Origin of the sequence: Massilia solisilvae, assembly GCF_024753215.1 — a bacterium.
GTDB lineage: Bacteria > Pseudomonadota > Gammaproteobacteria > Burkholderiales > Burkholderiaceae_D > Telluria > Telluria solisilvae.
Genome location: NZ_JANUGV010000001.1, coordinates 891,721 through 913,877, shown reverse-complemented (window position 1 = coordinate 913,877; position 22,157 = coordinate 891,721). Strand labels below are relative to the sequence as shown.

Here is a 22,157-nt window from a genome sequence, read left to right as displayed (position 1 = left end):
GACGAGCATCAAGCGCGCCTGACGGTGGACCAAAGGTCAATGTCAACAATGACTCGCCCGCGATACAGTGGTCGCCCAGGGCCGCTGCCACAGGCGGTCATAAGGATTGATCATGAAACTCTCCTCAGGTGCAATCATCGTCACCCTGGCGCTCCTCGGCGGCTGCAGCTCGCAGCCGACCACGACACAGTCCGGTTTCCTTGGTGACTATTCTCAGCTTAAACCAGCACCGGACCGCGAAGGCGTGATGCTCTACGTCGACCGCAGCACCGACTTCAAGCCGTACACCAAGCTGATGTTCGATCCGGTCCAGGTGCTGGTGACGCAGCCGAAGGACCAGCCGCCGGTGCCGCCGGACGTGATCCAGCGCATCGGCACGCAGATGCAGCAGTCGCTGCAGCGCGCGCTCGCGCCCGAGTACCAGGTCGTCACCACGCCCGGCCCGGACGTGCTGCGCGTGCGCAGCGCCATCACCGGGCTGGAGGCGGCCAAGCCGCCGGCCGGCGCGGTCGATTACCTGCCGATCAAGGCGATCTACAACGTGGGCCGCGAAGCTGCCGGCGGCGGCCCGCGCGTGGCCGAGATCAAGGCCGAACTGGAAGTGCTCGACCCGAGCGGCAAGCGGGTGGTGGCCGCCACCGTCACGCGCCGCGGCGACAAACGCCTGCCGCAGGGGGACCAGATCACCTGGGAGGCACTGCCGCCGATTACCGATTACTGGGCCAGGAATTTCCGCGCACGGCTGGACGAATTGCGCGGCATGCGACCGCCGCCGGCCGACACGAACGAAGCGGGCTGAAACCGAAGGAGGATTCCATGCACATCAAATGCATCGGCGCGGCCCTGCTCGCGCTTGCGCTGCCGCTGGCGACGCTGGCACAGCAGCCGGTCGCCTACCCGAACAAAGGCCAGTCACCCGCGACCCAGAACAAGGACGAAGGCGAGTGCCACGTATGGGCCAGGAACAAGACCGGGATCGACCCCGCGGCGCTGGCGGCCAATCCGCCGGCGCAGGAAACCGGCCCTGCGGTGGGGGGCGGCGAGCGCCTGCGCGGAGCAGCGCGCGGCGCGGTGGGCGGCGCCGCGATCGGCGCGATTGCCGGGGACACCGGCAAGGGCGCGGGCGTTGGCGCGGTGGGCGGCACCATGCTCGGCGGACACCGGGCGCGCCAGAACCAGGAGTCCCGCAACCAGCAGGCCCAACAGCAACAGCAGGGACAGCTGCAAAGCTACAACAACGCTTACTCGGCCTGCATGAAGGGCCGGGGCTACACGGTGGGCTGAGCGGCCCACGCGTTCCACCGCCGGCCCGGCCGCTCAATGCGGGGCCGGCACCGGCACGTAAACCAGCCCGTTGTTCCCGTACCCTGCCGCGTACCAGGTCGATCCGCAGTTGTAATAGGTCGCGCCGTTCACCGAAACGGGAGCCACGCTGCATGGCGGCGCCACGACCGTTGTGGTGGTGGCCGGGGCAGCCGTGACCACGGTAGTCGATGTGGTTGGCGTGGTGGCCGCGACCGCCGCGCCGCCCACCACCGCGCCGGCGACGAAGCCGACTGCCGCCGAACCGCTGTCCCAGTCGTCGCAATCGTGGCAGCCGCCGTAGTAGTAGCCTCCCGGCGGCGGATAGCCGTAACCGCCGCCATATGCCTGCCGGTTGGCCTGCGCCCGCGCCGCGCTCTGCTGGCGCTGCGTCTGGTTCTGCGTCGCTGTCTGCTGGCGCTGGGTCTGGTTCTGGGCCGCGCTTTGCTGGCGCTGCGCCTGGTTCTGTGCCGCGGCCTGCTGCCGCTGCGCCTGGTTCTGCGCGGCGTTCTGCTGTACCTGTCCCTGCGGCTGGGCGCCCCCTTGCGGCCGCTGGCGGGTGCCGGAGGCGCTGGCCAACTGCGCCGGCGGCTGCGAGCGCGGTGCCCGTCCCGATGCGAACCCGCCACTGGCCGCCGGTCCCGAGCGCGAGAAGCTGGCGCCCCCGCCGCGCGCCATGCCGCCGCTGGCGGTTGCGCCACCGCGCGAAAAGCCCGCGCCGCCGCCGCGGCCTCCCCCACCGCGTCCGCCACGCTGGGCCTGCGCGATCTCGGCAAGCCCGAACAGCGCCACGCATGCGAGCACCGTCCACCTTGTCCATCCCGAGCGTGTCATCGTCTCCATCTCATCCTCCCGCCTCATGGCTTGCGGCCCTGCCCGGCCGCGCGCGCCGCCGCCAGCTGTGCCTCGAACAGCACCTTCTGCGCCCCTGCCGGAATCGACGGCTGGAACGTCATGGCGGTGATCGCCGGTTCCAGGTTCCAGTCGCTGAACTGGGCGCGGAATTCCGGCTGGCCCGGCTCGTCCTTGTAGGTCAGCACCACCCGCAGCGGCAGCGGGTGGGCGTCGTCGTCTCGCACCCAGACCTGGAAGTCCACGGTGTCGCCGCGTGCGGCCAGGTGATGCGTGGGCACGCCGAACAGGTCGGAACGCTCCACGTAATCGATGCTGCGCACGCGCCGCTCCAGCTCCGCCGGCAGGCGGCTCACCAGCATCATCGCCAGCGGAAAACGCATGCCCAGGTCGCTCACGAAGTGCACGATCGCCTGGTCCAGGCCACCCGGCTGCGCCGTACTCGCGTACACCTTGCGCGTGGCATCGACCAGCACCATTTCGGCGCCCGTGAACACCGCCGACGTATGCGCGCCATCGCTGCGCGCGGTGTCCACGCGCAACCGGTCCGGGCGCTGCACCACCAGGCTGCGCCGTTCGCCAAACTCGATCTTCTGCCCGGATACCTGCAGCACATCGTAGTTGCTGGCCACGTTCACGGAAAAGCGCGGCGCGCCGGCCAGGAACGCGGCCATGCGCCGCAGGATCTGTTGCGCGTGTGCCTGGCTCTCGGTTGGCGCTGCGGGCGCGGGCACGGCCGGCTGCTGCTGCGGTGCCTGTCCGCCCGCTCCCGCCAGCGTGGCAACGGCTGCCAGCGCCAGCGCGCCGGCCACAAAGTTCGCTCGTCTCATGGCATCCTCCTCATTTCCTGGCCAGCGGGGGCGCCACCATGCGCTCGGCCTCGGCCACCCAGCCGCCGCCCATGGCCTTGTACAGGTTCACCAGCGAGACGAACACGTTGCCCTGGGTCTGGGAATACGCCACCTCGGCGCTGTACAGGTTGCGTTCGGCGTCGAGCACTTCGATATAGCTGGTGTAGCCGTTGTCGTAGCGCAGGCGCGCCAGCTCGAGGTAGCGGCGCAGCGTGGCCACCTGCTGTTCCTGGTAGGCCAGCTGCTCGCGCGCCTTGGTGTGCGACAGCAGCGAATCGGACACTTCGCGGAACGCGGTCTGGATCGACTGCTGGTAGGTCAGCAAAGCCTCGCGCTGCTGGGCCTCGGCGGTCTGCACGCTGCCGGCAATGCCGCCAGCGGTGAAGATCGGCATGGCGGCTGCGGCGCCGAAAGACCAGGCCTTGTTCTCACCCTTGAACAGGCCGGAGAACTCGCTGCTGATTGCGCCGAACAGGCCGGTGAGCGAGATGGTCGGGAAGTACTGGGCGCGCGCCGCGCCGATCTGCGCGTTGGCGGCGATGAGCTTCTGCTCGGCCTGGCGCAGGTCCGGCCGCCGCTCCAGCAGCTGCGACGGCAGGCCGGACGGCACCGCCGGCAGCTGCATGGCCGCGAGCTTCAGCCCGCCCTGGATCGGCCCGGGATTGCGCCCCAACAGCACCGACAGCGCATCCTCCGCCTGCCCGATCTGTGCCTGGATCTGCGGGACCGTGACCAGCGACGCCTCGTAATCGGACTTGGCCTGCGACAGCTCCAGCTCGGACACGGTGCCGCCCTCGAAGCGGTCCTTGAACAGCAGGTAGGAAGCGCGGCGCGCGGCGACGGTGTCCTGTGCGATCTCGAGCTGGCGATTGAGCTCGCGCAGCGTGATGTAGGACGCGGCGACCGACGACACCAGGGTCAGGATGGTCGCGCGCCGCCCCTCTTCACTGGCCAGCACGTTGGCGCGCGCGGCCTCGGTCTGGCGCCGCCGCTTGCCGAACACGTCGATCTCCCAGCTCAGGGACAGCGCCGCGTCATAACTCTCGATGACCGAACCGAGCGCACCCGGCGTGAGTGCGCGTTCGGACGGCGGCAGGCGCTGGCGCTGCCCGTTCAGCTGCGCCCCCACCTGCGGAAACAGGACCGAGCGCGTGCTCACGTACTGGCCAAGGAACTGGTCGATGCGCGCGGCGGCGATCTTGACGTCCTTGTTCTCGCCCAGCGCGATGACGATCAGCTGGTCCAGCTGCGGATCGTTGAACTGGCGCCACCACGCGGTGTTGGCCATGTCCTTCGCCTCCTTCACCTGGAAGCGGAACGCGGCCGGCGCATCGACCGCCGGGCGCCGGTAGTCCGGGCCGACGGCGCAACCGGCCATGACGGCTGCGGCCCCGGCCAGCACCAAGGCTGTTCGCATTGTTATTCTCCTTCATGGGGCGCGTGCGGCACATGCCCGGCCATGCCGCCCGGCGCGGGCAGGCGCTCCGCCTCGCCCGGCTGCGCGGCTTTTTTGCGCCCGAAGCGTTCGACCGTATGCTCGATCACGTAGTAGAACATCGGGATGAAGAACACGGCGATCACGGTCGCCGCCAGCATCCCGCCGATCACGCCGGTGCCGATCGAGATACGGCTGTTGGCCGAGGCGCCCGTGGCGATCGCCAGCGGTACGCAGCCGAGGATGAAAGCGATCGAGGTCATCACGATCGGGCGCAGCCGCTCGCGCGCGGCGGTGATGGCCGCGTCGTAGAACGACTTGCCCTGCTCGCGGTTGAGCACCGCGAATTCAAAGATCAGGATCGCGTTCTTGGCCGCCAACGCAATCAGCATGGTCAGGCCGATCTGGAAGTACACGTCGTTGTTCAGCCCGCGCAGCATCACACCCACCAGCGCCCCGAACAGCGCAAACGGCACGGCCATCAGCACGCCGATCGGCAGCGACCACTTCTCGTATTGCGCGGCCAGGATCAGGAACACCATCACCAGGCCGAACGCGAACACCGAGGTCGAGGTGCTGCCTGCCTGCTTCTCCTCGAACGCCTCGCCGCTCCACGCCAGTCCAAAGTCGGACGGCAGCACTTGGGCGCCAATGCGCTCGAGCGCGGCGATGGCCTGGCCCGAGCTGTAGCCGGGGGCGGCGTTGGCGGTGATTTTCACGGCCGGGAAGTTGTTAAAACGGGTCATGAGGTCGGGCCCGGTCACGTAGCGGCTGGTCACGATGGAGGACAGCGGCAGCATCTTGCCGTCCTTGTTGCGCACGTACAGGCGCTCCAGGTCCTCCGGCTGCAGGCGGTAGCCCGGCTCGGCCTGCAGGATCACCTGCCACAGGCGGCTGCTCTTGATGAACTGCGATACGTACAGCGAGCCGAACATCGTCTGCAGCGTGCCGTACACGTCCTCCACCGGCACGCCCAGCGTTTCGGCCTTGTCGCGGTCCACGTCCACCATCAGCTGCTGCGAGTTGGCGTTGAAGGTGGCGGTGACGCGCGCCAGTTCCGGCGCCGTCTTGGCCTTGGCCAGGTAATTGGCCACCAAAGCGGCCATCTGCTGCACGTTCTTGTCGCCCCTGCTCTGCACCCACACTTCCAGTCCGCCGGTGGTGCCCAGGCCCGGGATCGACGGCGGGTTCACCGGCAGGATCACGCCGCGCGGATCGTTGCCGAGCGCCTTGTAGGCCTGCAGCAGCACCGCCTTGGCGTTCTGGCTGCGGATGTTCTCGCTGGTGTAGCGCGCGCCGAAATCCTTGAAGCCGACGAAGAAGGTGCCGGCGTTGTTCTTGTTCTGGTTGTCCAGCAGGCTGTAGCCATCCACCATCGCGACACCCTCCACTGCCGGGTTCTTCGCAAAGTAGTCGGATACGCGCTTGCCCACCTCGCCCGTGCGGTCCAGGCTGGCCGCGTCGGGCATGATCACCGCGCCCAGCAGGTAACCCTGGTCCTCGGGCGGCAGGAAGGCAGTGGGCACCTTCCTGATCATCACCACCGACAGCGCGATCATGCCGCCGAACAGGAGCAAGCCAAGCAGCGAGCGCTTGATCATGAAGGCGACGCCGCGCGTGTAGCCTTCGGTCATGCGTTCGAAGCTGCGCTCGAACCAGCGGAAGAATCGGTTCTTCTTGCCGTGCGCGGGCTTGAGCAGCAGCGCCGCCAGCGCGGGCGAGAGCGTGAGCGCAACCAGGCCCGAGATCACCACCGAGATCGCGATCGTGATCGCGAACTGCTTGTACAGCTGGCCGGTGATCCCGCCCAGGAAGGCCACCGGCACGAACACCGCGCACAGCACCAGTACGATGGCCACCACCGGGCCGGACACCTCGTCCATGGCGCGCTTGGCCGCCTCTTTCGGGTCAAGCTTGTGGACCGTCATGTTGCGCTCGACGTTTTCGATGACCACGATCGCGTCGTCCACCACGATGCCGATCGCCAGCACCATGCCGAACAGCGTGAGCATGTTGATCGAAAAGCCCAGCGCCTGCATGCCGATGAAGGTGCCGACGATCGACACCGGCACTGCCAGGACCGGGATCAGCGTCGCGCGCAGGCTTTGCAGGAACAGGAACACCACCAGCACCACCAGGATCACAGCCTCGAAGAAGGTCTTGACCACGTCATGGATCGACGCACGCGTGAAGTTGGTGGTGTCCATCACGACCTTGTACTCGATCCCTTCCGGGAACTCCTTCTTCATCTGCGCCAGCGTGGCCTTAACCTGGTTGGAGACGTCGAGCGCGTTGGCGCCCGGCTGCTGGTACACCGCCATCATCGTGGCCGGCTTGCCCTGGTAGGTGCCGCGGATCGAGTAGTCCTTCTGCCCCAGCTCGGCGTGGCCGATGTCCTTCAGGCGCACGATCGCGGCGCCACCGCTGGCGGCGCGGATGATGATGTTGTCGAACTGGGCCGGGTCGGTCATGCGTCCGGCGGTGGTGACGGTGAACGACTGCTCCACCGGCTTGCCGGTCGGCGCCTGGCCCAGCCGGCCGACGGCGTACTGCTGGTTCTGGGCTGCCACCGCGTTCTGCACCTCGGCCGCGGTCACGCCCAGCTGCGCCATGCGGTCGGGCTTGAGCCAGATACGCATGGCGTAGTCGGGCGTGCCGAAGATCGCGGACTGGTTGGCGCCCGGGATGCGCTTGAGCGCGTCAAGCACGTAGATGTTGGCGTAGTTGGCCACGTACACCGGGTCGTAGCGCTCGCCGGGCGAATAGATCGCGATCACCATCATGAACGCGGACGACTTCTTCTGCACCTGCACGCCCTGCGCCGTCACCGCCGAGGGCAGCTGCGGCAGCGCCAGGTTGACGCGGTTCTGCACGTCCACCTGCGCCAGTTCGGGGTCGGTGCCGATCTGGAAGAACACGTTCAGGGTCAGATTGCCGGTGGAGGAGCTCGACGAGTTCATGTAGATCATGTTGTCGGCGCCGTTGACCTGCTGCTCGATCGGCGCGGCCACGTTGTTCGCAACCACGTTGGCGTCCGCCCCGGGATAGGTGGCCGATACCGTGATCTGCGGCGGGGTGATGTCCGGGTACTGCGCGACCGGCGACTTGACCATCGCCACCGCACCCGCGAGCGTGATGACGATCGAAATCACCGAGGCGAAGATCGGGTGGTCGATGCAAAAGCGCGAGACGTTCATGATGAAGCCCGGGCTCGGATGCTAGCGCGCCGGCTGCGTGCGCGCGGCGGCGCTGGCGACCTGCGGCGCGGCCGCCGCGACTCGCAGCGGCGTGTTGGGCGCCACGCGGCCGGCGCCATCCACCACCACCCGCTCGCCGCTTTTCAGGCCGTCGCTGATGAACCAGTCGTCGCCGTACCAGTCACCGACCTCCACCACGCGCTGGCGGGCCTTGCCGTCATTGCCGACCACCCAGACATAGTGCCCCTTCGAGCCCTGCTGCACGGCGCGCTGCGGGATGCGGATCGCGGCCGGACGGGTCGAGCCGAACACGCGGGCACGCACAAACTGGCCCGGACGCAGCACGCCCTCCGGGTTCGGCAGCTCGGTACGCACCAGGAAGGTGCCGGTCGCCGGATCGAACGAGGGCGCGGCAAAGTTGATGTGGCCGCGGTGCGGGAAGACCGAGCCGTCCGCCATCACCACCTCGACGGTGAAGTCCTGGTTGACCGGGAACTTGAGCTGGCCCTTGGCGATCTGGTCGCGGTAGCTCAGCTGCTGGTTCTCGGACACGCTGAAGTTGACCCAGATCGGGTCGATCTGCGACACCGTCGTCAGCAAGCCCTGCTGGCCGACCGTCAGGTAGCTGCCCTCCTGCTGCTTGGCGAAGCTCGACAGGCCCTTGAGCGGCGAGTAGATCGTGGTGTAGCCCAGGTTGAGATTGGCCTGCCGCACCTGGCCCTCGGCCGCGATCACCGCGGCCTGCGATTCGCGTTCGAAGCCGATCGCGTCGTCCAGCTCTTTTTTGCTGACCGCGTTGCGCGCCGCCAGCGGACGCACGCGCGCAAGGTTGGCCACGGCCACCGCGTGGCGCGCCTTCTGCTGTTCCAGTTGTCCCTTGGCCGACTGCAGCGCCGCCTCGAATGGCTTGCGGTCCATTTGGAACAGCGGCTGCCCGGCGCGCACCATGTCGCCTTCGGTGTAGAGCCGGCGGTCGAGGAAGCCGTCGACGCGGGCCTGGATCTGCACTTCGCGCGAGCTCTGCGTCTGCGCGACGAATTCAAAGCTGACGGGCGTGTCGCGCGGCTCGACGGTGAGCGCGGTGACCTGCAGCGGACCGGGCGCCGGCTGCGCCTCCTGCTTGGTGCAGCCGCCCAGCATGACGGCCGCGGCGCCGACGGCAAGCAACCAGCGCCAGGCGCCAAACAGCAGCGGTAACGATCGACATGTCATGGCATACCTCTTGCCAAAGCATCGGTTTGACATTGCAGCGGCACGGCCGTGCCGGCGCCCAGGTCGGCAGCTTGCGGCCGAAAGTTGGGTCCAAGGTAGGCCAGTTGGGGTTGTTGGGTAATTGGACCTTGGTCGTAGCCGGTTCAGCCCAGCAGCCGCGCGGCGCGGTCAAGTACGCTCTCCTCGGGCAGCAGTTCGCCGCGCGAAAAGCGCACCAGCGCGAACGCGCGCTTGCGCGGCGGGTCGGCCGGGATACGCGCAAGCTCGAAGGTGATGTCGTCGCCCGCCTCGCTGCTGTTCGGGGACAGCACCACATTCATTTTGTTCAAGCGGACGCTCTTGCGTTCGACATAGATGTGGGCCGCCGGTTCGGACAGCACGGCGCACAGGTGCCCGAGCTGGCGCTCCAGCGTTTCGGCGCGCATGCCCAGCGCCTCCAGCTCGCGCCCGTTGTCGGCCATCTGCTGGCGCAGGCGCTCCATTTCCGCCTCGCTGGCGCGTTCCTCGTCGCCCAGCGCCACGCGTACGCCCACGCCCTGCCGCTCGAGCAGCTGCAGGCGCGTCCTGAGCAGTGCCTGGTCCTTTTCCAGCTCGCCGCGCCGCTCCTGGTCGGCGGCAAAGCGGGTCATCCCTTCCAGGGCCAGCTGGTCCACCAGGCGGCGCACGATCTCCTGCCGCAGTTCCAGCTCGGTGCGCCCGCACACGCGCACCTGGTGGTCGCTGAAGCTGATCGTTTCCTGGATCACGTCGCGGCGCATCGTGTCGCCTTCCAGCGCCACGCCCAGGATGTGCTTCTCGGTCATCGCCATCCCGAGCAAGGCGTAGGCCTCGGGCAGGTCCGGATAATGGTCGAAGAAGGCGCGCAGGTCTTCGGAACGCGAGAACGCCGGCGCGACGTCATCGGGCGAGGCGAAGAACGCGTGGATGCAGGGATCGCTGGCCCAGGCGGCGGCGCTGGCCTCGCGCACCTGCGGCACCTCGCGCGCCAGCCCCACCAGGTAACGCACCGCGGTGCCCACCGCGGGCGCAAGCCGCGCTTCGGCCTGGCGCAGCGTGCGCAGCTGAGGGCTGAACGCGAGCACGCGCGCCACGCCCTCGTCGATGTAGCGATGCTCGTCCGGCGCGCGCGAACCGTGCAGTAGCTTGTCGAGCAATCCCACTGCCGCCCTCCTACATTACCTGCACGTTGATCTTGCGATTCTTCCAGAACAGGTTCTGGATGCGGTCGCCGAGCGTGCGCAGCTCCTGCGGCGGCGCCTCGTTAAAGGTCAGCATGACCGCCGGCCGGGCGCCACTGCCGGGCACATGTTCGATCGCGTCGAATGCCGGAAAGCCGTAGCGCACCAGCAGGTCGCGGATGTCGTCGTCGGTGGCGCTGTCGTCCACATTGCCTAACCAGAGCTGGGCCATGATCGCCTCACGCCATGATGTGCACGCCGCCGTCGATGTACAGCGTCTCGCCGGACATGCGCTTGGCGAATGGCGTGGCCAGGAAAGCGCAGGTGTAGCCGACGTCCATGATGTCCACCAGCTCGCCCAGCGGCGCGCGCTGCGCGGCTTCGTTAAGCATGCGGTCAAAATCCTTCAGGCCCGACGCGGCGCGCGTTTGGAGCGGGCCCGGCGAAATAGCGTGCACACGGATGTGCTTCGGCCCGAGCTCGTACGCGAGGTAGCGCGCCGACGCCTCCAGCGCCGCCTTGATCGGCCCCATCACGTTGTAGTTCGGGACCACCTTGTCGGCGCCGTAGTAGGTCATCGTGAACATCGCGCCGCCATCCTTCATCAGCGGCGCACAGCGGCGGGCCAGCCGGATGAACGAGTGGCACGAGACATCCATCGCCTGCGCGAAGCCCTGCGCCGAACAGTTCAGCAGGCCGCCCTGCAGGTCGTCCTTGGGCGCCCACGCCAGCGAGTGCACGAAGATGTCCAGCTTGCCCCATTCCTGTTCGATGCGGTCGAACACGGCATCGACCTCGCTTTCCTTGGCCACGTCCAGCGGCATGAAGATCTTCGACTCCATCTGCTGTGCCAGCGGCTCCACGAAGCCGCGCGCCTTCTCGTTCAGGTAGGTGACCGCGAGCTCGGCGCCGACCTCGTGGAAGGCCCTGGCGCAGCCATAGGCGATCGAGTGCTCGTTGGCGATGCCCGTCACCAGCGCTTTGGCGCCAGTCAGGATCGGGCGCGGGGTTGCGTTTGTCATGATGTGGCTCCTTCGATGTTCATTTGCGGGACCTGCTCCGGCACCACCAGCGACGCCTCGGTGGCCGCCAGCACTTCCTGCACGCCCACGCCGGGCGCGGTTTCGAGCAGGGTCGCGGCGCCGCTTTCGAACGAGATCACGGCCAGCTCGGTGACCACCAGGTCGATGCGGCGCGCGGACGTCAGCGGCAGCGTGCACTGCCGCACGATCTTCGGCTTGCCTTTGGCGGTGTGCTGCATGGCCACGATCACGCGGCGCGCGCCGGTGACCAGGTCCATCGCCCCGCCCATCCCGGGCACCATCTTCCCGGGGATCATCCAGTTGGCCAAGTGGCCCTGCTCGTCCACCTGCAGGCCGCCGAGCACGGTGACGTCGAGGTGGCCGCCGCGGATCAGGCCAAACGACATGGCGCTATCAAAGGTGCAGGCGCCGGGCAGCGCGCTGACCGACTGGCCGGCGGCGTCGGTCAGGTAGGGTTGCTCCATCCCCTCCTCGGGAATCGGGCCAGTGCCGATCAGGCCATTCTCGGACTGGAAGTAGATGCGGATGCCGCCCGGGACATAGTTGGCGACCTGGGTCGGGATGCCGATCCCCAGGTTCACCAGCATGCCGGCGCCAAGCTCGCGCGCGATGCGCCTGGCGATGACGGTTTGTGCGTCCATGGTTGTCCCCTCAATGTGCAACGACGTAATCGACCAGCACCGCCGGGGTGACCACGTGGTCGGGCGCGATCATCCCGACCGGGACGATGTGGGCGGCATCGACGATCACGGTGTCGGCCGCCATCGCGATCACCGGGTTGAAATTGCGGGCGGTGAAAGCATAGGTCAGGTTGCCGTAGTAGTCCGACAGGAAGGCCTCGACCAGCGCAAAGTCCGCGCGGATCGGCGTCTCGAGCAGGTACTGCTGGCCGTCCAGTTCGATCTTGCGCTTGCCCTCCTCGGCCAGCGTGCCCACGCCGGTGGCGGTGAGGATGCCGCCCAGGCCATAGCCGCCGGCGCGGATGCGCTCGATCAGCGTGCCCTGCGGCGCCAGTTCGACCGCGATCTCGCCGGCGATCATCTTGCGCTGCGTCTCGGGGTTCAGGCCGATGTGGCTCACCACGAACTTGTCCGCCACGCCCGCGGTGACGAGCTTGCCGATGCCGCGGCCGGGACTGCTGGTGTCGTTGGCGATCACGGTCAGGCCACGCTTGCCCTGCCGGACCAGCTCGTCCATCAGCCGCTCCGGCGTGCCCACGCCCATGAAGCCACCTACCATGAGGCTGGCGCCGTCGGGGATCAGCGCGACTGCCTTGTCCAGTGCAAGCGTCTTCATGCCAGACCCGCTGAGGTGACGGCGAAGGTATGCCGGGCAATCATCAGTTCCTCGTTGGTTGGCACCACCCAGGCCGACACGCCGCTTGACTCGGTGCTGATGCGCGGACCGTCCACCTCGTTGGCGGCCGTGTCGAGCTCGATGCCGAGCCAGGCCGCCTGGCGGCACACGCGGTCGCGGATGAGCGTGGCGTGCTCGCCGATCCCGCCCGTGAACACCAGCGCGTCCAGCCCTTCCAGCGCGGCCGCCAGCGAGCCCAGTTCGCGGCCGATGCGGTAGATGAACAGCTCCACCGCAAAGCGCGCACGCACGTCGTCACTTTGGAGCAGCACCCGCATATCGCTCGACAGACCCGACACGCCGAGCAGGCCGGAGCGCTTGTAGATCAGGTCCTCCACGGTGCGCGCGTTCATCCCGAGCTCGTCGATCAGGTACAGGATGACGCCGGGGTCCAGGCTGCCGCAGCGCGTACCCATCGGCAGCCCGTCCACGGCGGTAAAGCCCATGGTGCTGGCCATGCTGCGCCCGCCCTTGAGCGCGCACATGCTGGCGCCGTTGCCCAGGTGCGCGACCACGGTGCGGCCCGCCGCCGCTTCCGGCGCCAGCCGCGGCAACACGCTGGCGATGTATTCGTACGACAGACCGTGAAAGCCGTAGCGGCGCACGCCGGGCGCGGTGATCTCCTGCGGCAGCGCGAAGGCTTGCGCAGCCTCGGGCTGGCTGCGGTGGAAGGCGGTGTCGAAGCAGGCCACCTGGGGCACGTCGGGCCGCGCCTCGAGCAGCACCCGGATCGGCGCAAGGTTGTGCGGCTGGTGCAGCGGCGCGAGCGGCACCAGCCTGCCCAGGCGTTCGAGCACTGCATGGTCCACCACCGTGGGCGCACCGAACTCGAGCCCGCCGTGCACCACGCGGTGCCCGACTGCGACCAGGCTGTGCCCCTCGCGATGGTCGCGCAGGAAGTCGGCGATGTAGCGGATCGCGCCCGCGTGGCCGATCTCGGTGCCCGAGGGCCAGCGGTTTTCCTCGGAGCGGTCGCCGGCGGCATTGGCGACCTTGAAGTGCGGTTCGGTGAACAACCCTTCGACTTGCCCTTTCAGCAGCAGGCGCGGTTCGGCGCCGGCCGCGTCGAAGCCGCAGAACTTGATGCTGGACGAGCCAGCGTTCACCACAAGGATGATGTCTGCCATGGCCTCACCCCATTGCCTTGCCGGCTTCACGCCGCTGTTTGGCGACCAGCACCGCCACCGCGCACGAGGCGCGCCGCGTCATGGTCGAGTCGGCGCGGCTGGTCAGGATGATCGGCACGCGCGCGCCAAGCACGATGCCGGCCGCGTCGGCCCCGGCCAGGAACGACAGGCTCTTGGCCAGCATGTTGCCGGCCTCGAGGTCCGGCACCAGCAGCACGTTGGCGCGGCCGGCCACCGGCGAATCGATGCCCTTGATGCGCGCGGCCTCGGGATCGATCGCGTTGTCCAGCGCAAGCGGGCCGTCCACCAGCGCGCCGGTCACCTGGTGGCGGTCCACCATCTTGCACAGCGCTGCCGCCTCGATCGTCGAGGGCACCTTCGGGTTCACGGTCTCCATCGCCGACAGGATCGCCACCCGCACCTCGGAAAACAGCAGCGCGTGCCCGAGGTCGATCGCGTTCTGCAGGATGTCCTTCTTCTCTTCGAGCGTGGGCGCGATGTTCACGGCGGCGTCGGTGATAATCAGGGGGCTTTCGTGGCCCGGCACGTCCATCACGAAGCAGTGGCTCACCCGCCGGCCCGTGCGCAGGCCGGCGTCGCGCCGCACCACCGCCGCCATCAGTTCGTCGGTGTGCAGGCTGCCTTTCATCAGCGCCTCGGCCTTCCCTTCGCGCACCAGCTGCACCGCGCAATCGGCGGCGGCCTCGCTGTAGGGCGCATCGACCACCTGATAGTCGGAAATCGGAATCCCGCACTCGGCTGCCACCGCCTTGATCCGCTCGGCCGGACCGACCAGGATAGGCGCGATCAGATTCAGCTGCGCGGCCTCGACGGCGCCGGCGAGCGAGCTCTTGTCGCACGGGTGCACCACCGCGGTCGGCAGCGCCGGCAGCGTCTGGCAGTAGTCGATCAGGCGCTGGTACTTTTCGTGTTTGTTGTCCATGTCGTTCCCTTTAGAGGCTGTGGTTGCGTGATTTCAGCGGACCGCCTTGATGCGCCGCTCCACCGGAGGGCGCGCGCCCAGCACCGTGCGAATGCGCTCGAGCATCGCCACTTGCTCCTGGGTCGGCTGCACGGCCTGCACGCGCGGGTCCACGATCAGTTTGTCCAGCAGCGCCAGGAGCCTGGCGCGGTCGGCCTCGTCCTTGAGCAGGGTCGGCAACGACAGGACCGCCTGCTCCGGTTCGTAGCGGGCGATGATTTCTTGTTCGCCGCGGATGCGCCGGGCTTCCTCGCGCGGCACCTTGGGCAGGTAGTCCGCGTAATCGCGCGTCAGCTCGTCGATGGTTTCCAGACGCGCGAGCGGCAGCGGCTCGCCGCGGCGCATCAGCAGCACCCCGGTGCGGGCGAACGCCTCGGCATAACCGCCCTGCGAGATCGACGCGAGCGCCTCCTTCACGTACGGCATTTCGCGCGGCTCGCTCACCGGCTTCACGCGCGCCGCCTCGGCCTTGTGCTTGTCTGCCAGGTACATCGCGAACATGTTGGCGTACACGCCGAAGAACGCGGCCTCGGTGGTGGCGTCGCGCATCCCCCGGTAGAAGTCGAGCGAGGCACTGATCAGTTCCGAACCGATTTCCTCCAGCTGGCGCAGCGGCCGGTCCGGCTCGACCGGCTGGCGGTGGTCGCGCACGGCCTGCGCGGCCGGTCCCAGCCACGCAAACCACGGGTTCAGGTCCGACATCGCCCAGTGCTGCACGCGCAGCGGATGGAACTGGCGCAGCAGCAGCGCGCTCCAGTCCGACGACATCGACTGCACGGCCGGCTGCGCGAACAGTTCGTAGGCGCGCTGGACAAACTCGGACACCGCCTCGACGGCCTCGAACGGGTGCTCGTCGACGCGCCCGAAGCGGTTCACGCGCGCGCTGATTTCCTCCAGCCGCAGCTCGCGGAACTCGACCTCGTAATCGACCTTGCCGCCTTCGCCCTTGTGCTCGAGGATGTCCATCCCGTACAGGCCCGGTGGCAGCTGCTCGATGGTCTGCAGCACCGACACCAGCTGGGTGTACTCCTTCTTCGCCACCTTGCCGGAGACGAAAATGCCGAGGTGACCGATGGTCTTGTGCATCAGGCCGACGATCACCTGCCCGCGGGCCTTGATCTCGTCCGTGCTGCCATAGACGTCGGCCACCCAGTTAAAGGCCTGCTGCGGCGGCGTGATGTTGTCGCCCATCGACGCGAACAGGACAATCGGCGACTTGATGTCGCGCAGGTCGAACGCGTTGCCGCTGGCGGAGTTCACATCGCCCGACCACAGCTTGTTCCCGACGAAGAGATTCTTTGTAATGAACTCGATCTCCTCGCGGTTCATCAGGTAGTAGCCGCCCCACCAGCGTTCGAAGTCGAGGAAGCGCGGCGCCTCGGTGTCCACGTTGGCGTACAGCGTGCGGTACTTGTCCCACAGCGAATTGGCCGGGTTCAGGTTTTCGAAGTTGTAGACCAGCCAGGCGCCGTCGAACACGCCGTGCCCCATGTCCGCCGTGAGCGAGGACATCCACGAGCCGCCCAGCATGCCGCCGGTGTAGCGCATCGGGTTGTCGCCCTCGCCCGAGCTCCAGGCGCCGCCCCAATACGACATCGGCGCGCCGTTGATCAGGATCGGCCCGGTGTCGTCGGGCGACGATGAGCTCAGCATCATCGCGGCCCAGCCGCCTTGGCAGTTGCCGACGATGGCCGGTTTCGGGCTGTCCGGGTGCAGCTGGCGCACCTTGCGCACGAACTGCTGTTCGGCGGCGCAGACGTCGAGCAAGGTTTGGCCCGGCTCCGGGTCGCGGAAAAAGATGACGAAATAGACCGGGTGGCCGGCCCGCAGGGCGACGCCGACCTGCGAATCGTCCTTGAAGCCGCCGATGCCCGGACCGTGCCCCGCGCGCGGGTCGATAACGAGATACGGGCGGCGCAGCGGATCGACGATGACGCCTTCGGGCGGGGTGATCTTTACCAGTGCGTAGTTCACGGGACGGTCGAAGCTGCGGCCATCGAGCACCGTCTCGTACCGGAAATGCAGCATCGGTTCGAGGCCGCGCATGGCCTGGTCCACGAAGTTGTTGCCGCGCTGGCGCATCGTGTCCCAGAACAGGACCGAGCGCTGGATGGTATCGACCGCGTACTGCCAGGCGCCGGACGGATCGACGCCGGCCAGCAGCGCCGGCACGCGGCCCGCCCCGCCATCCTTGCCGTCCACCGCGGCGCGCACCCGGTCGCTGAATTGGTTGAGCGCGGTCTCGGCGCGCTTGTGGTACAGCAGGCCGATCTTCAGGCCGATGTCGTGGCTGCGCGCTAGCTGGGTTCCTGGTTCCATCTGTGACCTCGCAGTCGTTGGAGGTGGAAGACAGGCCGGCGCCGGCAAGCCCGGCTGCACGCGACGAAGCCCAAGGCGTGCAGTATCCCCGGCGGATGGCGGCCGGAGCCGTGCTCGCAGCGGCTGGGCCGCTGGGTGTTCGCTACATGTTCTTACCCTTGGGGCAGGCGGGCAATGCGACCAAAGGCCTACACGCATCCAACTGCAGCGATATCAGAGGCGGTACGGCCAGTAATCCGGGTCCGACCCGATATGCTGTTCCAGCCGCGATGGCGGCAGCCCGGTCAGCGCGCGCAGCTCGCGCGCCATGTGCGCCTGGTCGGCATACCCCAGTTCCGCGGCCAGCGCGGCGAGCGTTTCCCCTTCCGCGGCACCGTTACGCAGCGCGTAGACGGCCTCGTTCATACGCTGCAGGCGGCGCGCCTGCGCCGGCGTGAGCCCCACCTGCGCGCGGTACTGCCGCTGCATCTGGCGCTCGCCCACGCCGAGCGTGCGCACCGTGGCCGCAACGCCGCGCCGTGCAAGCTGGCGCAGGCTTTCGCCCAGCTTGCGGTTCCAGTGCTTGCGCGCGTCAAGCCAGCGCGGCAGGAGCCAGGATTCGATCCACTGTGCCTGCGCAGCCTCGTCTTGCGCCCTTGCGCGCAGCGCTTGCGGCCATTCGCCCCACTCGGCCGGCAGCCAGGATGACGCCGGCTCGTCCCGGTCCTGCAGCTGGGCAGGCGCCCGCCCCGTCAACAGCGCGAACGCGTCCGGGTAGAAGATCACGGACACGCAGCGCAGCGGCGCGAGCGTGACCGAGGTGACGGGCCGGGTGCGCGGCCCGAACACGATCCAGTCCGGCATGTGCGCCAGGGCCCCATCCTCCTCGCCCAGCACCGCCACCTGGCCCTCGGTGAGCATCGTCACGCCGCAGTACACCATTGCCGGGAACCGGTTCAGGCGCGGCTGGTCGGGTGGCCACGGCTCGTCCAGCGTGGAGACGAAGGCGATGCCGAACACGGCTTCGGCCAGCTCGCCCTGCGGCACGTGGAGCGAGGTTTTCATCAATATCGTTTACAGCGTTTTGACGAAGGCGCGCACGCCGCCCAGCAGCATTTCGACCGACATCGCGGTCAGAATCAGGCCCATGAGGCGCTCGAACGCGGTCATCACCTGCGTGCCGAGCAGGCGCTGCAGCCGGTCCGCGCTCAGGAACACGGCCAGCCACACCACCAGGACGGCGCCAAGCGCGGCGACGTGGATGGCGACTTCTTCGGTGGAGTTGGCAGTGAACAGCAGCACGGTCGCCAGCGCCGACGGGCCGGCCAGCGCGGGAATTGCGAGCGGCACGATGAATGGCTCGCCGCCTTCGGTGCGGCCCAGCACGCCGTCGGGATGCGGGAACACCATGCGAATGGCGATCAAGAGCAGAATGACGCTGCCGCCAATGCGCAAGGACACTTCGGTCAGGTTCAGCGCCGCCAGGAAGTGCCGGCCGAAGAACATGAACAGCAGCAGGAGCAGGAACGCGATCGCACATTCGCGCACCACGATGCGCGAACGGCGCGCCGGCGCGACCGGGTTGAGCGCGCTGACGAACAGCGGCACGTTGCCGAACGGGTCGGTCACGAGCAACAGCAGGATGAAGGTCTGGAAAAAGCTTTGGGTCATTGGCAAATCGGCATCGGGTTGAATCGTCCGATATTAACCGATATGCACCTCGGCTGGCGTGGCGGAAAGACGCCGGCAGGTGGCCGGCGTCTTGTTCACTATTTGGACTTGGATGACTTGGTTTCGCCGTGTTCGGCGCGTTGCTTGTTCACAATTCGCGCGGCCACTTCCTTCTCGCGGCCGGGATAGCGGTGTTCCTTCTCAAACTTGTTCTCCAGTTCCTTGTACTCGCGTTCGCGTTTCGGGCTGGCTCCGGTAGGCATGGCAATCTCCTTTGCAAATGAGATTTATGGAGCTTAGACCTACGGACAGGCCGTTTCCGTGGGCTGGCGCACGTTCGGAGAAATATCCAAGAAGAAAAAAAAAGGGAAGAGGCAGCTCCCCTTCCCTTCTTTGCTTCCAAGCGATATTGCGGCTTACTTTTCGAACTTCTTCATCCACGCCGCCAGCTGGTGCGGGCGCAGTCCGTCGTAGTCTTCGAACGGCTGGTGGATCCAAGGATTGTGTGGCAGCTCTTCCAGGAAGTAGTCCGGTTTGATTTCCGAGCAGCCCTTGACCCAGATGACGGCCGACTTCACGTCGGTCACGTCCGAGTAATTGTCCTTCAGGTGCTCGCGCACTTTCTTGAGCGTCACGCCGGAATCGGCCAGGTCATCGACCAGCAGGATCTTGCCACGCAGCGGGCCCTTGGTCATCGTCATGTACTTGGCGATGTCCAGGTCGCCCTGCTTGGTGCCGGCTTCTTCACGGTACGAGCTGGTCGACAGGATCGCCAGCGGCACGTCGAAGATGCGCGAGAACACGTCGCCGGGGCGCACGCCGCCGCGTGCCAGGCACAGCACCATGTCGAACTGCCAGTTCGATTCGTACACCTTGAGCGCCAGGCGCTCGATCAGGCGGTGGTACTCGTCCCAGGATACCCAAAGGTCGTTGTCGGTCGATACCGGAGTGGTCATATCAGGATTCCCTCTACGTTGTCGTTATTGGGCCGCGAACGGATGGCGCAGGACGATCGTCTCTTCGCGGTCCGGTCCGGTCGAAACCATGTCGACGGGTACGCCGACCAGTTCCTCGATGCGCTTGATGTAAGCGCGGGCAGCAGCCGGCAGCTCGTCCATGGACTTGGCGCCAACCGTGCTTTCCTTCCAACCCGGCATTTCCTCGTACACCGGGACGCAGCGTGCCGCTTCTTCGGCGCCGACCGGGAAGATATCCACGGCGCGGCCATCGATGGTGTAGCCGGTGCACAGCTTGAGCGTTTCCAGGCCGTCCAGCACGTCCAGCTTGGTCAGGCACATGCCCGACACGCCGTTGATCTGGACCGAACGGCGCAGCAGCGCGGCGTCGAACCAGCCGCAGCGGCGCGCACGGCCGGTGACGGTGCCGAACTCGTGGCCCACGCGCGACAGGTGCTCGCCGATGCCCTGATCGGTCGGCAGCTCGGCCGGGAACGGGCCCGAGCCGACGCGGGTGGTGTAGGCCTTGGTGATGCCCAGGATGTAGTGCAGCATGTTGGGGCCGACGCCGGCGCCGGCGGCGGCATTGCCGGCCACGCAGTTCGACGAGGTGACGTACGGATAGGTGCCGTGGTCCACGTCCAGCAGCGAGCCCTGCGCGCCTTCGAACAGCAGGTTGCCGCCCTTCTTGTGGGCCGCGTACAGCGCCGACGAGACGTCGCCGACCATGGGCTTCAGGCGCGGCACGAGGGCCATCGCGTCGTCGAAGGTCTTCTGGAAGTCGATCGCGGTGCCGCCCAGGTAGCCGGTCAGCACGAAGTTGTGATAGTCGAGGTTCTCTTTCAGCTTTTCGGCAAAGCGCGACTCGTTGAGCATGTCGGCGATGCGGATCGCGCGGCGTGCCACCTTGTCTTCGTAGGCCGGGCCGATACCCTTGCCGGTGGTGCCGATCTTGTTGACGCCACGGGCCGCTTCGCGCGCGACGTCGATTGCCACGTGGTACGGCAGGATCGCGGGGCAGGCTTCCGAGATCATCAGGCGCGAGCTCACTTCGATACCGGCAGCTTGCAGCTTGTCGATCTCGCGCATCACGTCCGGCACCGACACGACCACGCCGTTGCCGATGTAGCAGGCCACGCCTTCGCGCATGATGCCCGACGGGATCAGCTGCAGCGCGGTCTTCTGGCCCTTGATGACGAGCGTGTGGCCCGCGTTGTGGCCGCCCTGGAAGCGCACCACGCCGGCTGCGTGGTCGGTCAGCCAGTCAACGATCTTGCCCTTGCCTTCATCGCCCCACTGGGTGCCGATGACCACGACGTTCTTTGCCACGTTTTTATTTGACATCACACTTAACCTAAGTTTTTGAGAATCCAGTTTCCATTGTCGAGGACGAGCACGCGGTCGCACTCGAACTCGTCCTGAACGTTGTCGTGACCCGGCATGCTCTGGATCACCACTTCGCCGGCCTTGCGCAGCTCGGCGATTTTCTCGCGCAGCTCGGGAGCATTGCCCCACGGCGCGCGAATCGAATGCTTGCGCTCGGCGGTCGGCAGCAGCCGCGCCAGCTCGCGCAGGTCGAGCGAAAAGCCGGTCGCGGGACGTGCCCGGCCAAACGCCTCGCCCACATGGTCATAGCGGCCGCCGCGCGCCACCGCGTTGGGCAGGCCGGTCACGTACAGCGCGAACATGGCGCCGCTTTCGTACTGGTAGCCGCGCAGGTCGGCCAGGTCGATCGCCACCTGGGCGCGGCCGATCGCGGACGCGGCCAGCGCGGCCAGTTCGCTCAGCGCCTTGGTGATGCCCGGCAGCGCCGGCAGCACCTCGCGCGCCTTGGCCAGCACGTCGACGTCGCCGTACAGGTGCGGCAGGGCCAGCAGCGCGTCGCGTGTCACGGCGCTGTAATTGTTCGTGATTTCTTCCAGGCCCGGCACATCCTTGCCGCGCAGCAGGCTATGCAGCTGGGCCTCGTCGCGCTTGGCGACCGGGTCTTCGAGCAGGATCGCACGCAGCACGCCCACGTGCGACAGGTCCAGCCGCACGTCGTCAAAGCCGGCCAGGGCCAGCGAGGCGAGCGCCAGCTCCTGGATCTCGGCGTCGGCCTCGAGGCCGGCGTGGCCGTACATCTCGCAGCCGATCTGGAGCGGCTCACGGGTGGAATGCAGGCCCGACGGACGGGTGTGCAGCACGCTGCCGGCATAGCACAGGCGGGTGACGGTGTTGCGGTTGAGCAGGTGGGCGTCGATGCGGGCGACCTGGGTGGTCATGTCGGCGCGCAGGCCGAGCAAGCGGCCGGACAGCTGGTCCACCAGCTTGAAGGTGCGCAGGTCGGTGTCCTGGCCGGCACCGGCAAGCAGCGATTCGACGTATTCGAGCATCGGCGGCATCACCAGCTCGTATCCGTACAAGCGGAAGTTATCGAGCATCAGGCGACGCAGATCCTCGATCTTGCGTGCTTCGGACGGCAAGACGTCGGCAATATTCTCGGGCAAAAGCCAGTTCGGCATGGGCGACTACTACGGGAGTTATTGGACTTCGGACAACTTGAGACGCGCGAGAGGCGCGCGATGGCTGCGCCGAATCGACAATTCTAACCGAAAATGCTGCAGTGCAGGCAGGGAAACATTGTTCCCGCAGCGTGGAAGTTGTCAATCTCCCACGTCCCGGCCTGGTCGCCGCGGGCCCGGACATGGGGGCGGC

The 22,157-nt window shown here is 67.4% G+C and carries 21 protein-coding genes; 2 read left to right on the top strand and 19 right to left on the bottom strand.

The window, feature by feature from the left end; all coding sequences use genetic code 11:
* Positions 1–112: 112 nt before the first annotated feature.
* Positions 113–799, top strand: a complete 687-nt coding sequence (locus NX773_RS04050) for a DUF3313 domain-containing protein (protein WP_258855075.1) — start codon at positions 113–115, stop codon at positions 797–799.
* A 17-nt stretch (positions 800–816) separates the two neighbouring features.
* Positions 817–1,284, top strand: coding sequence for a glycine zipper domain-containing protein (locus NX773_RS04045; protein ID WP_258855074.1), 468 nt, complete (start codon positions 817–819; stop codon positions 1,282–1,284).
* 33 nt (positions 1,285–1,317) lie between these two features.
* On the opposite strand, the gene NX773_RS04040 is transcribed toward NX773_RS04045, so the two are convergent.
* The 19 genes from NX773_RS04040 to NX773_RS03950 form a co-directional block, all read right to left on the bottom strand.
* Positions 1,318–2,145: a hypothetical protein gene (locus NX773_RS04040; RefSeq protein WP_258855073.1), complete on the bottom strand. Its 828-nt coding sequence runs from the start codon at positions 2,143–2,145 to the stop codon at positions 1,318–1,320.
* Between the two features lie 14 nt (positions 2,146–2,159).
* Complete coding sequence (locus NX773_RS04035; RefSeq protein WP_258855072.1) at positions 2,160–2,984, bottom strand: DUF2092 domain-containing protein; 825 nt, start codon at positions 2,982–2,984, stop codon at positions 2,160–2,162.
* Between the two features lie 10 nt (positions 2,985–2,994).
* The gene (locus tag NX773_RS04030; protein WP_258855071.1) at positions 2,995–4,422 is read right to left on the bottom strand and encodes an efflux transporter outer membrane subunit; all 1,428 of its coding nucleotides are present in this window, start codon (positions 4,420–4,422) and stop codon (positions 2,995–2,997) included.
* Positions 4,423–4,424: 2 nt separating this feature from the next.
* A complete protein-coding gene (locus NX773_RS04025; RefSeq protein ID WP_258855070.1) occupies positions 4,425–7,637 on the bottom strand; it encodes an efflux RND transporter permease subunit in 3,213 nt (1,070 codons plus the stop codon).
* 21 nt (positions 7,638–7,658) lie between these two features.
* Complete coding sequence (locus NX773_RS04020) at positions 7,659–8,849, bottom strand: efflux RND transporter periplasmic adaptor subunit (RefSeq protein WP_370662214.1); 1,191 nt, start codon at positions 8,847–8,849, stop codon at positions 7,659–7,661.
* A 143-nt stretch (positions 8,850–8,992) separates the two neighbouring features.
* A complete protein-coding gene (locus NX773_RS04015) occupies positions 8,993–10,009 on the bottom strand; it encodes a hypothetical protein (protein ID WP_370662213.1) in 1,017 nt (338 codons plus the stop codon).
* Between the two features lie 10 nt (positions 10,010–10,019).
* The gene (locus NX773_RS04010) at positions 10,020–10,259 is read right to left on the bottom strand and encodes an RNA-binding protein (protein WP_258855068.1); all 240 of its coding nucleotides are present in this window, start codon (positions 10,257–10,259) and stop codon (positions 10,020–10,022) included.
* A 7-nt stretch (positions 10,260–10,266) separates the two neighbouring features.
* Positions 10,267–11,049 (bottom strand): enoyl-ACP reductase FabI, encoded by a 783-nt coding sequence (fabI, locus tag NX773_RS04005; RefSeq protein WP_258855067.1) that lies wholly within the window; start codon positions 11,047–11,049, stop codon positions 10,267–10,269.
* Entirely contained in the window at positions 11,046–11,711 is a 666-nt protein-coding gene (locus NX773_RS04000; RefSeq protein ID WP_258855066.1) for a 3-oxoacid CoA-transferase subunit B, read from the bottom strand. The genes fabI and NX773_RS04000 overlap by 4 nt, the downstream gene beginning before the upstream one ends.
* 10 nt (positions 11,712–11,721) lie before the next feature.
* Positions 11,722–12,366, bottom strand: coding sequence for a 3-oxoacid CoA-transferase subunit A (locus NX773_RS03995; protein ID WP_258855065.1), 645 nt, complete (start codon positions 12,364–12,366; stop codon positions 11,722–11,724).
* On the bottom strand, positions 12,363–13,553 hold the full coding sequence (locus tag NX773_RS03990) for an acetate/propionate family kinase (protein WP_258855064.1): 1,191 nt from the start codon (positions 13,551–13,553) through the stop codon (positions 12,363–12,365). Before NX773_RS03990 ends, NX773_RS03995 begins: the two co-directional genes overlap by 4 nt.
* A gap of 4 nt (positions 13,554–13,557) precedes the next feature.
* Positions 13,558–14,496: a phosphate acetyltransferase gene (locus NX773_RS03985; RefSeq protein WP_258855063.1), complete on the bottom strand. Its 939-nt coding sequence runs from the start codon at positions 14,494–14,496 to the stop codon at positions 13,558–13,560.
* Between the two features lie 33 nt (positions 14,497–14,529).
* The gene (locus tag NX773_RS03980) at positions 14,530–16,854 is read right to left on the bottom strand and encodes a DUF3141 domain-containing protein (RefSeq protein ID WP_258855062.1); all 2,325 of its coding nucleotides are present in this window, start codon (positions 16,852–16,854) and stop codon (positions 14,530–14,532) included.
* Positions 16,855–17,067: 213 nt separating this feature from the next.
* On the bottom strand, positions 17,068–17,898 hold the full coding sequence (locus NX773_RS03975) for a helix-turn-helix domain-containing protein (RefSeq protein ID WP_258855061.1): 831 nt from the start codon (positions 17,896–17,898) through the stop codon (positions 17,068–17,070).
* A 9-nt stretch (positions 17,899–17,907) separates the two neighbouring features.
* Positions 17,908–18,504, bottom strand: a complete 597-nt coding sequence (locus NX773_RS03970; RefSeq protein WP_258855060.1) for a MarC family protein — start codon at positions 18,502–18,504, stop codon at positions 17,908–17,910.
* Between the two features lie 98 nt (positions 18,505–18,602).
* Positions 18,603–18,767 (bottom strand): hypothetical protein, encoded by a 165-nt coding sequence (locus tag NX773_RS03965; RefSeq protein WP_258820880.1) that lies wholly within the window; start codon positions 18,765–18,767, stop codon positions 18,603–18,605.
* A gap of 153 nt (positions 18,768–18,920) precedes the next feature.
* The gene (locus tag NX773_RS03960) at positions 18,921–19,460 is read right to left on the bottom strand and encodes a phosphoribosyltransferase (RefSeq protein ID WP_258855059.1); all 540 of its coding nucleotides are present in this window, start codon (positions 19,458–19,460) and stop codon (positions 18,921–18,923) included.
* A 24-nt stretch (positions 19,461–19,484) separates the two neighbouring features.
* A complete protein-coding gene (locus NX773_RS03955) occupies positions 19,485–20,804 on the bottom strand; it encodes an adenylosuccinate synthase (RefSeq protein ID WP_258820885.1) in 1,320 nt (439 codons plus the stop codon).
* Positions 20,805–20,809: 5 nt separating this feature from the next.
* Positions 20,810–21,964: an ATP phosphoribosyltransferase regulatory subunit gene (locus NX773_RS03950; protein WP_258855058.1), complete on the bottom strand. Its 1,155-nt coding sequence runs from the start codon at positions 21,962–21,964 to the stop codon at positions 20,810–20,812.
* Between the last annotated feature and the right edge of the window lie 193 nt (positions 21,965–22,157).

Bases quoted from the DNA above. Each gene is read 5' to 3' on its own strand.
- NX773_RS04050 (WP_258855075.1), top strand. From the start codon at position 113: ATGAAACTCTCCTCAGGTGCAATCATCGTCACCCTGGCGCTCCTCGGC.
- NX773_RS04045 (WP_258855074.1), top strand. From the start codon at position 817: ATGCACATCAAATGCATCGGCGCGGCCCTGCTCGCGCTTGCGCTGCCG.
- NX773_RS04040 (WP_258855073.1), bottom strand. From the start codon at position 2,145: ATGGAGACGATGACACGCTCGGGATGGACAAGGTGGACGGTGCTCGCA.
- NX773_RS04035 (WP_258855072.1), bottom strand. From the start codon at position 2,984: ATGAGACGAGCGAACTTTGTGGCCGGCGCGCTGGCGCTGGCAGCCGTT.
- NX773_RS04030 (WP_258855071.1), bottom strand. From the start codon at position 4,422: ATGCGAACAGCCTTGGTGCTGGCCGGGGCCGCAGCCGTCATGGCCGGT.
- NX773_RS04025 (WP_258855070.1), bottom strand. From the start codon at position 7,637: ATGAACGTCTCGCGCTTTTGCATCGACCACCCGATCTTCGCCTCGGTG.
- NX773_RS04020 (WP_370662214.1), bottom strand. From the start codon at position 8,849: ATGACATGTCGATCGTTACCGCTGCTGTTTGGCGCCTGGCGCTGGTTG.
- NX773_RS04010 (WP_258855068.1), bottom strand. From the start codon at position 10,259: ATGGCCCAGCTCTGGTTAGGCAATGTGGACGACAGCGCCACCGACGAC.
- fabI (WP_258855067.1), bottom strand. From the start codon at position 11,049: ATGACAAACGCAACCCCGCGCCCGATCCTGACTGGCGCCAAAGCGCTG.
- NX773_RS04000 (WP_258855066.1), bottom strand. From the start codon at position 11,711: ATGGACGCACAAACCGTCATCGCCAGGCGCATCGCGCGCGAGCTTGGC.
- NX773_RS03995 (WP_258855065.1), bottom strand. From the start codon at position 12,366: ATGAAGACGCTTGCACTGGACAAGGCAGTCGCGCTGATCCCCGACGGC.
- NX773_RS03990 (WP_258855064.1), bottom strand. From the start codon at position 13,553: ATGGCAGACATCATCCTTGTGGTGAACGCTGGCTCGTCCAGCATCAAG.
- NX773_RS03985 (WP_258855063.1), bottom strand. From the start codon at position 14,496: ATGGACAACAAACACGAAAAGTACCAGCGCCTGATCGACTACTGCCAG.
- NX773_RS03980 (WP_258855062.1), bottom strand. From the start codon at position 16,854: ATGGAACCAGGAACCCAGCTAGCGCGCAGCCACGACATCGGCCTGAAG.
- NX773_RS03975 (WP_258855061.1), bottom strand. From the start codon at position 17,898: ATGAAAACCTCGCTCCACGTGCCGCAGGGCGAGCTGGCCGAAGCCGTG.
- NX773_RS03970 (WP_258855060.1), bottom strand. From the start codon at position 18,504: ATGACCCAAAGCTTTTTCCAGACCTTCATCCTGCTGTTGCTCGTGACC.
- NX773_RS03965 (WP_258820880.1), bottom strand. From the start codon at position 18,767: ATGCCTACCGGAGCCAGCCCGAAACGCGAACGCGAGTACAAGGAACTG.
- NX773_RS03960 (WP_258855059.1), bottom strand. From the start codon at position 19,460: ATGACCACTCCGGTATCGACCGACAACGACCTTTGGGTATCCTGGGAC.
- NX773_RS03955 (WP_258820885.1), bottom strand. From the start codon at position 20,804: ATGTCAAATAAAAACGTGGCAAAGAACGTCGTGGTCATCGGCACCCAG.
- NX773_RS03950 (WP_258855058.1), bottom strand. From the start codon at position 21,964: ATGCCGAACTGGCTTTTGCCCGAGAATATTGCCGACGTCTTGCCGTCC.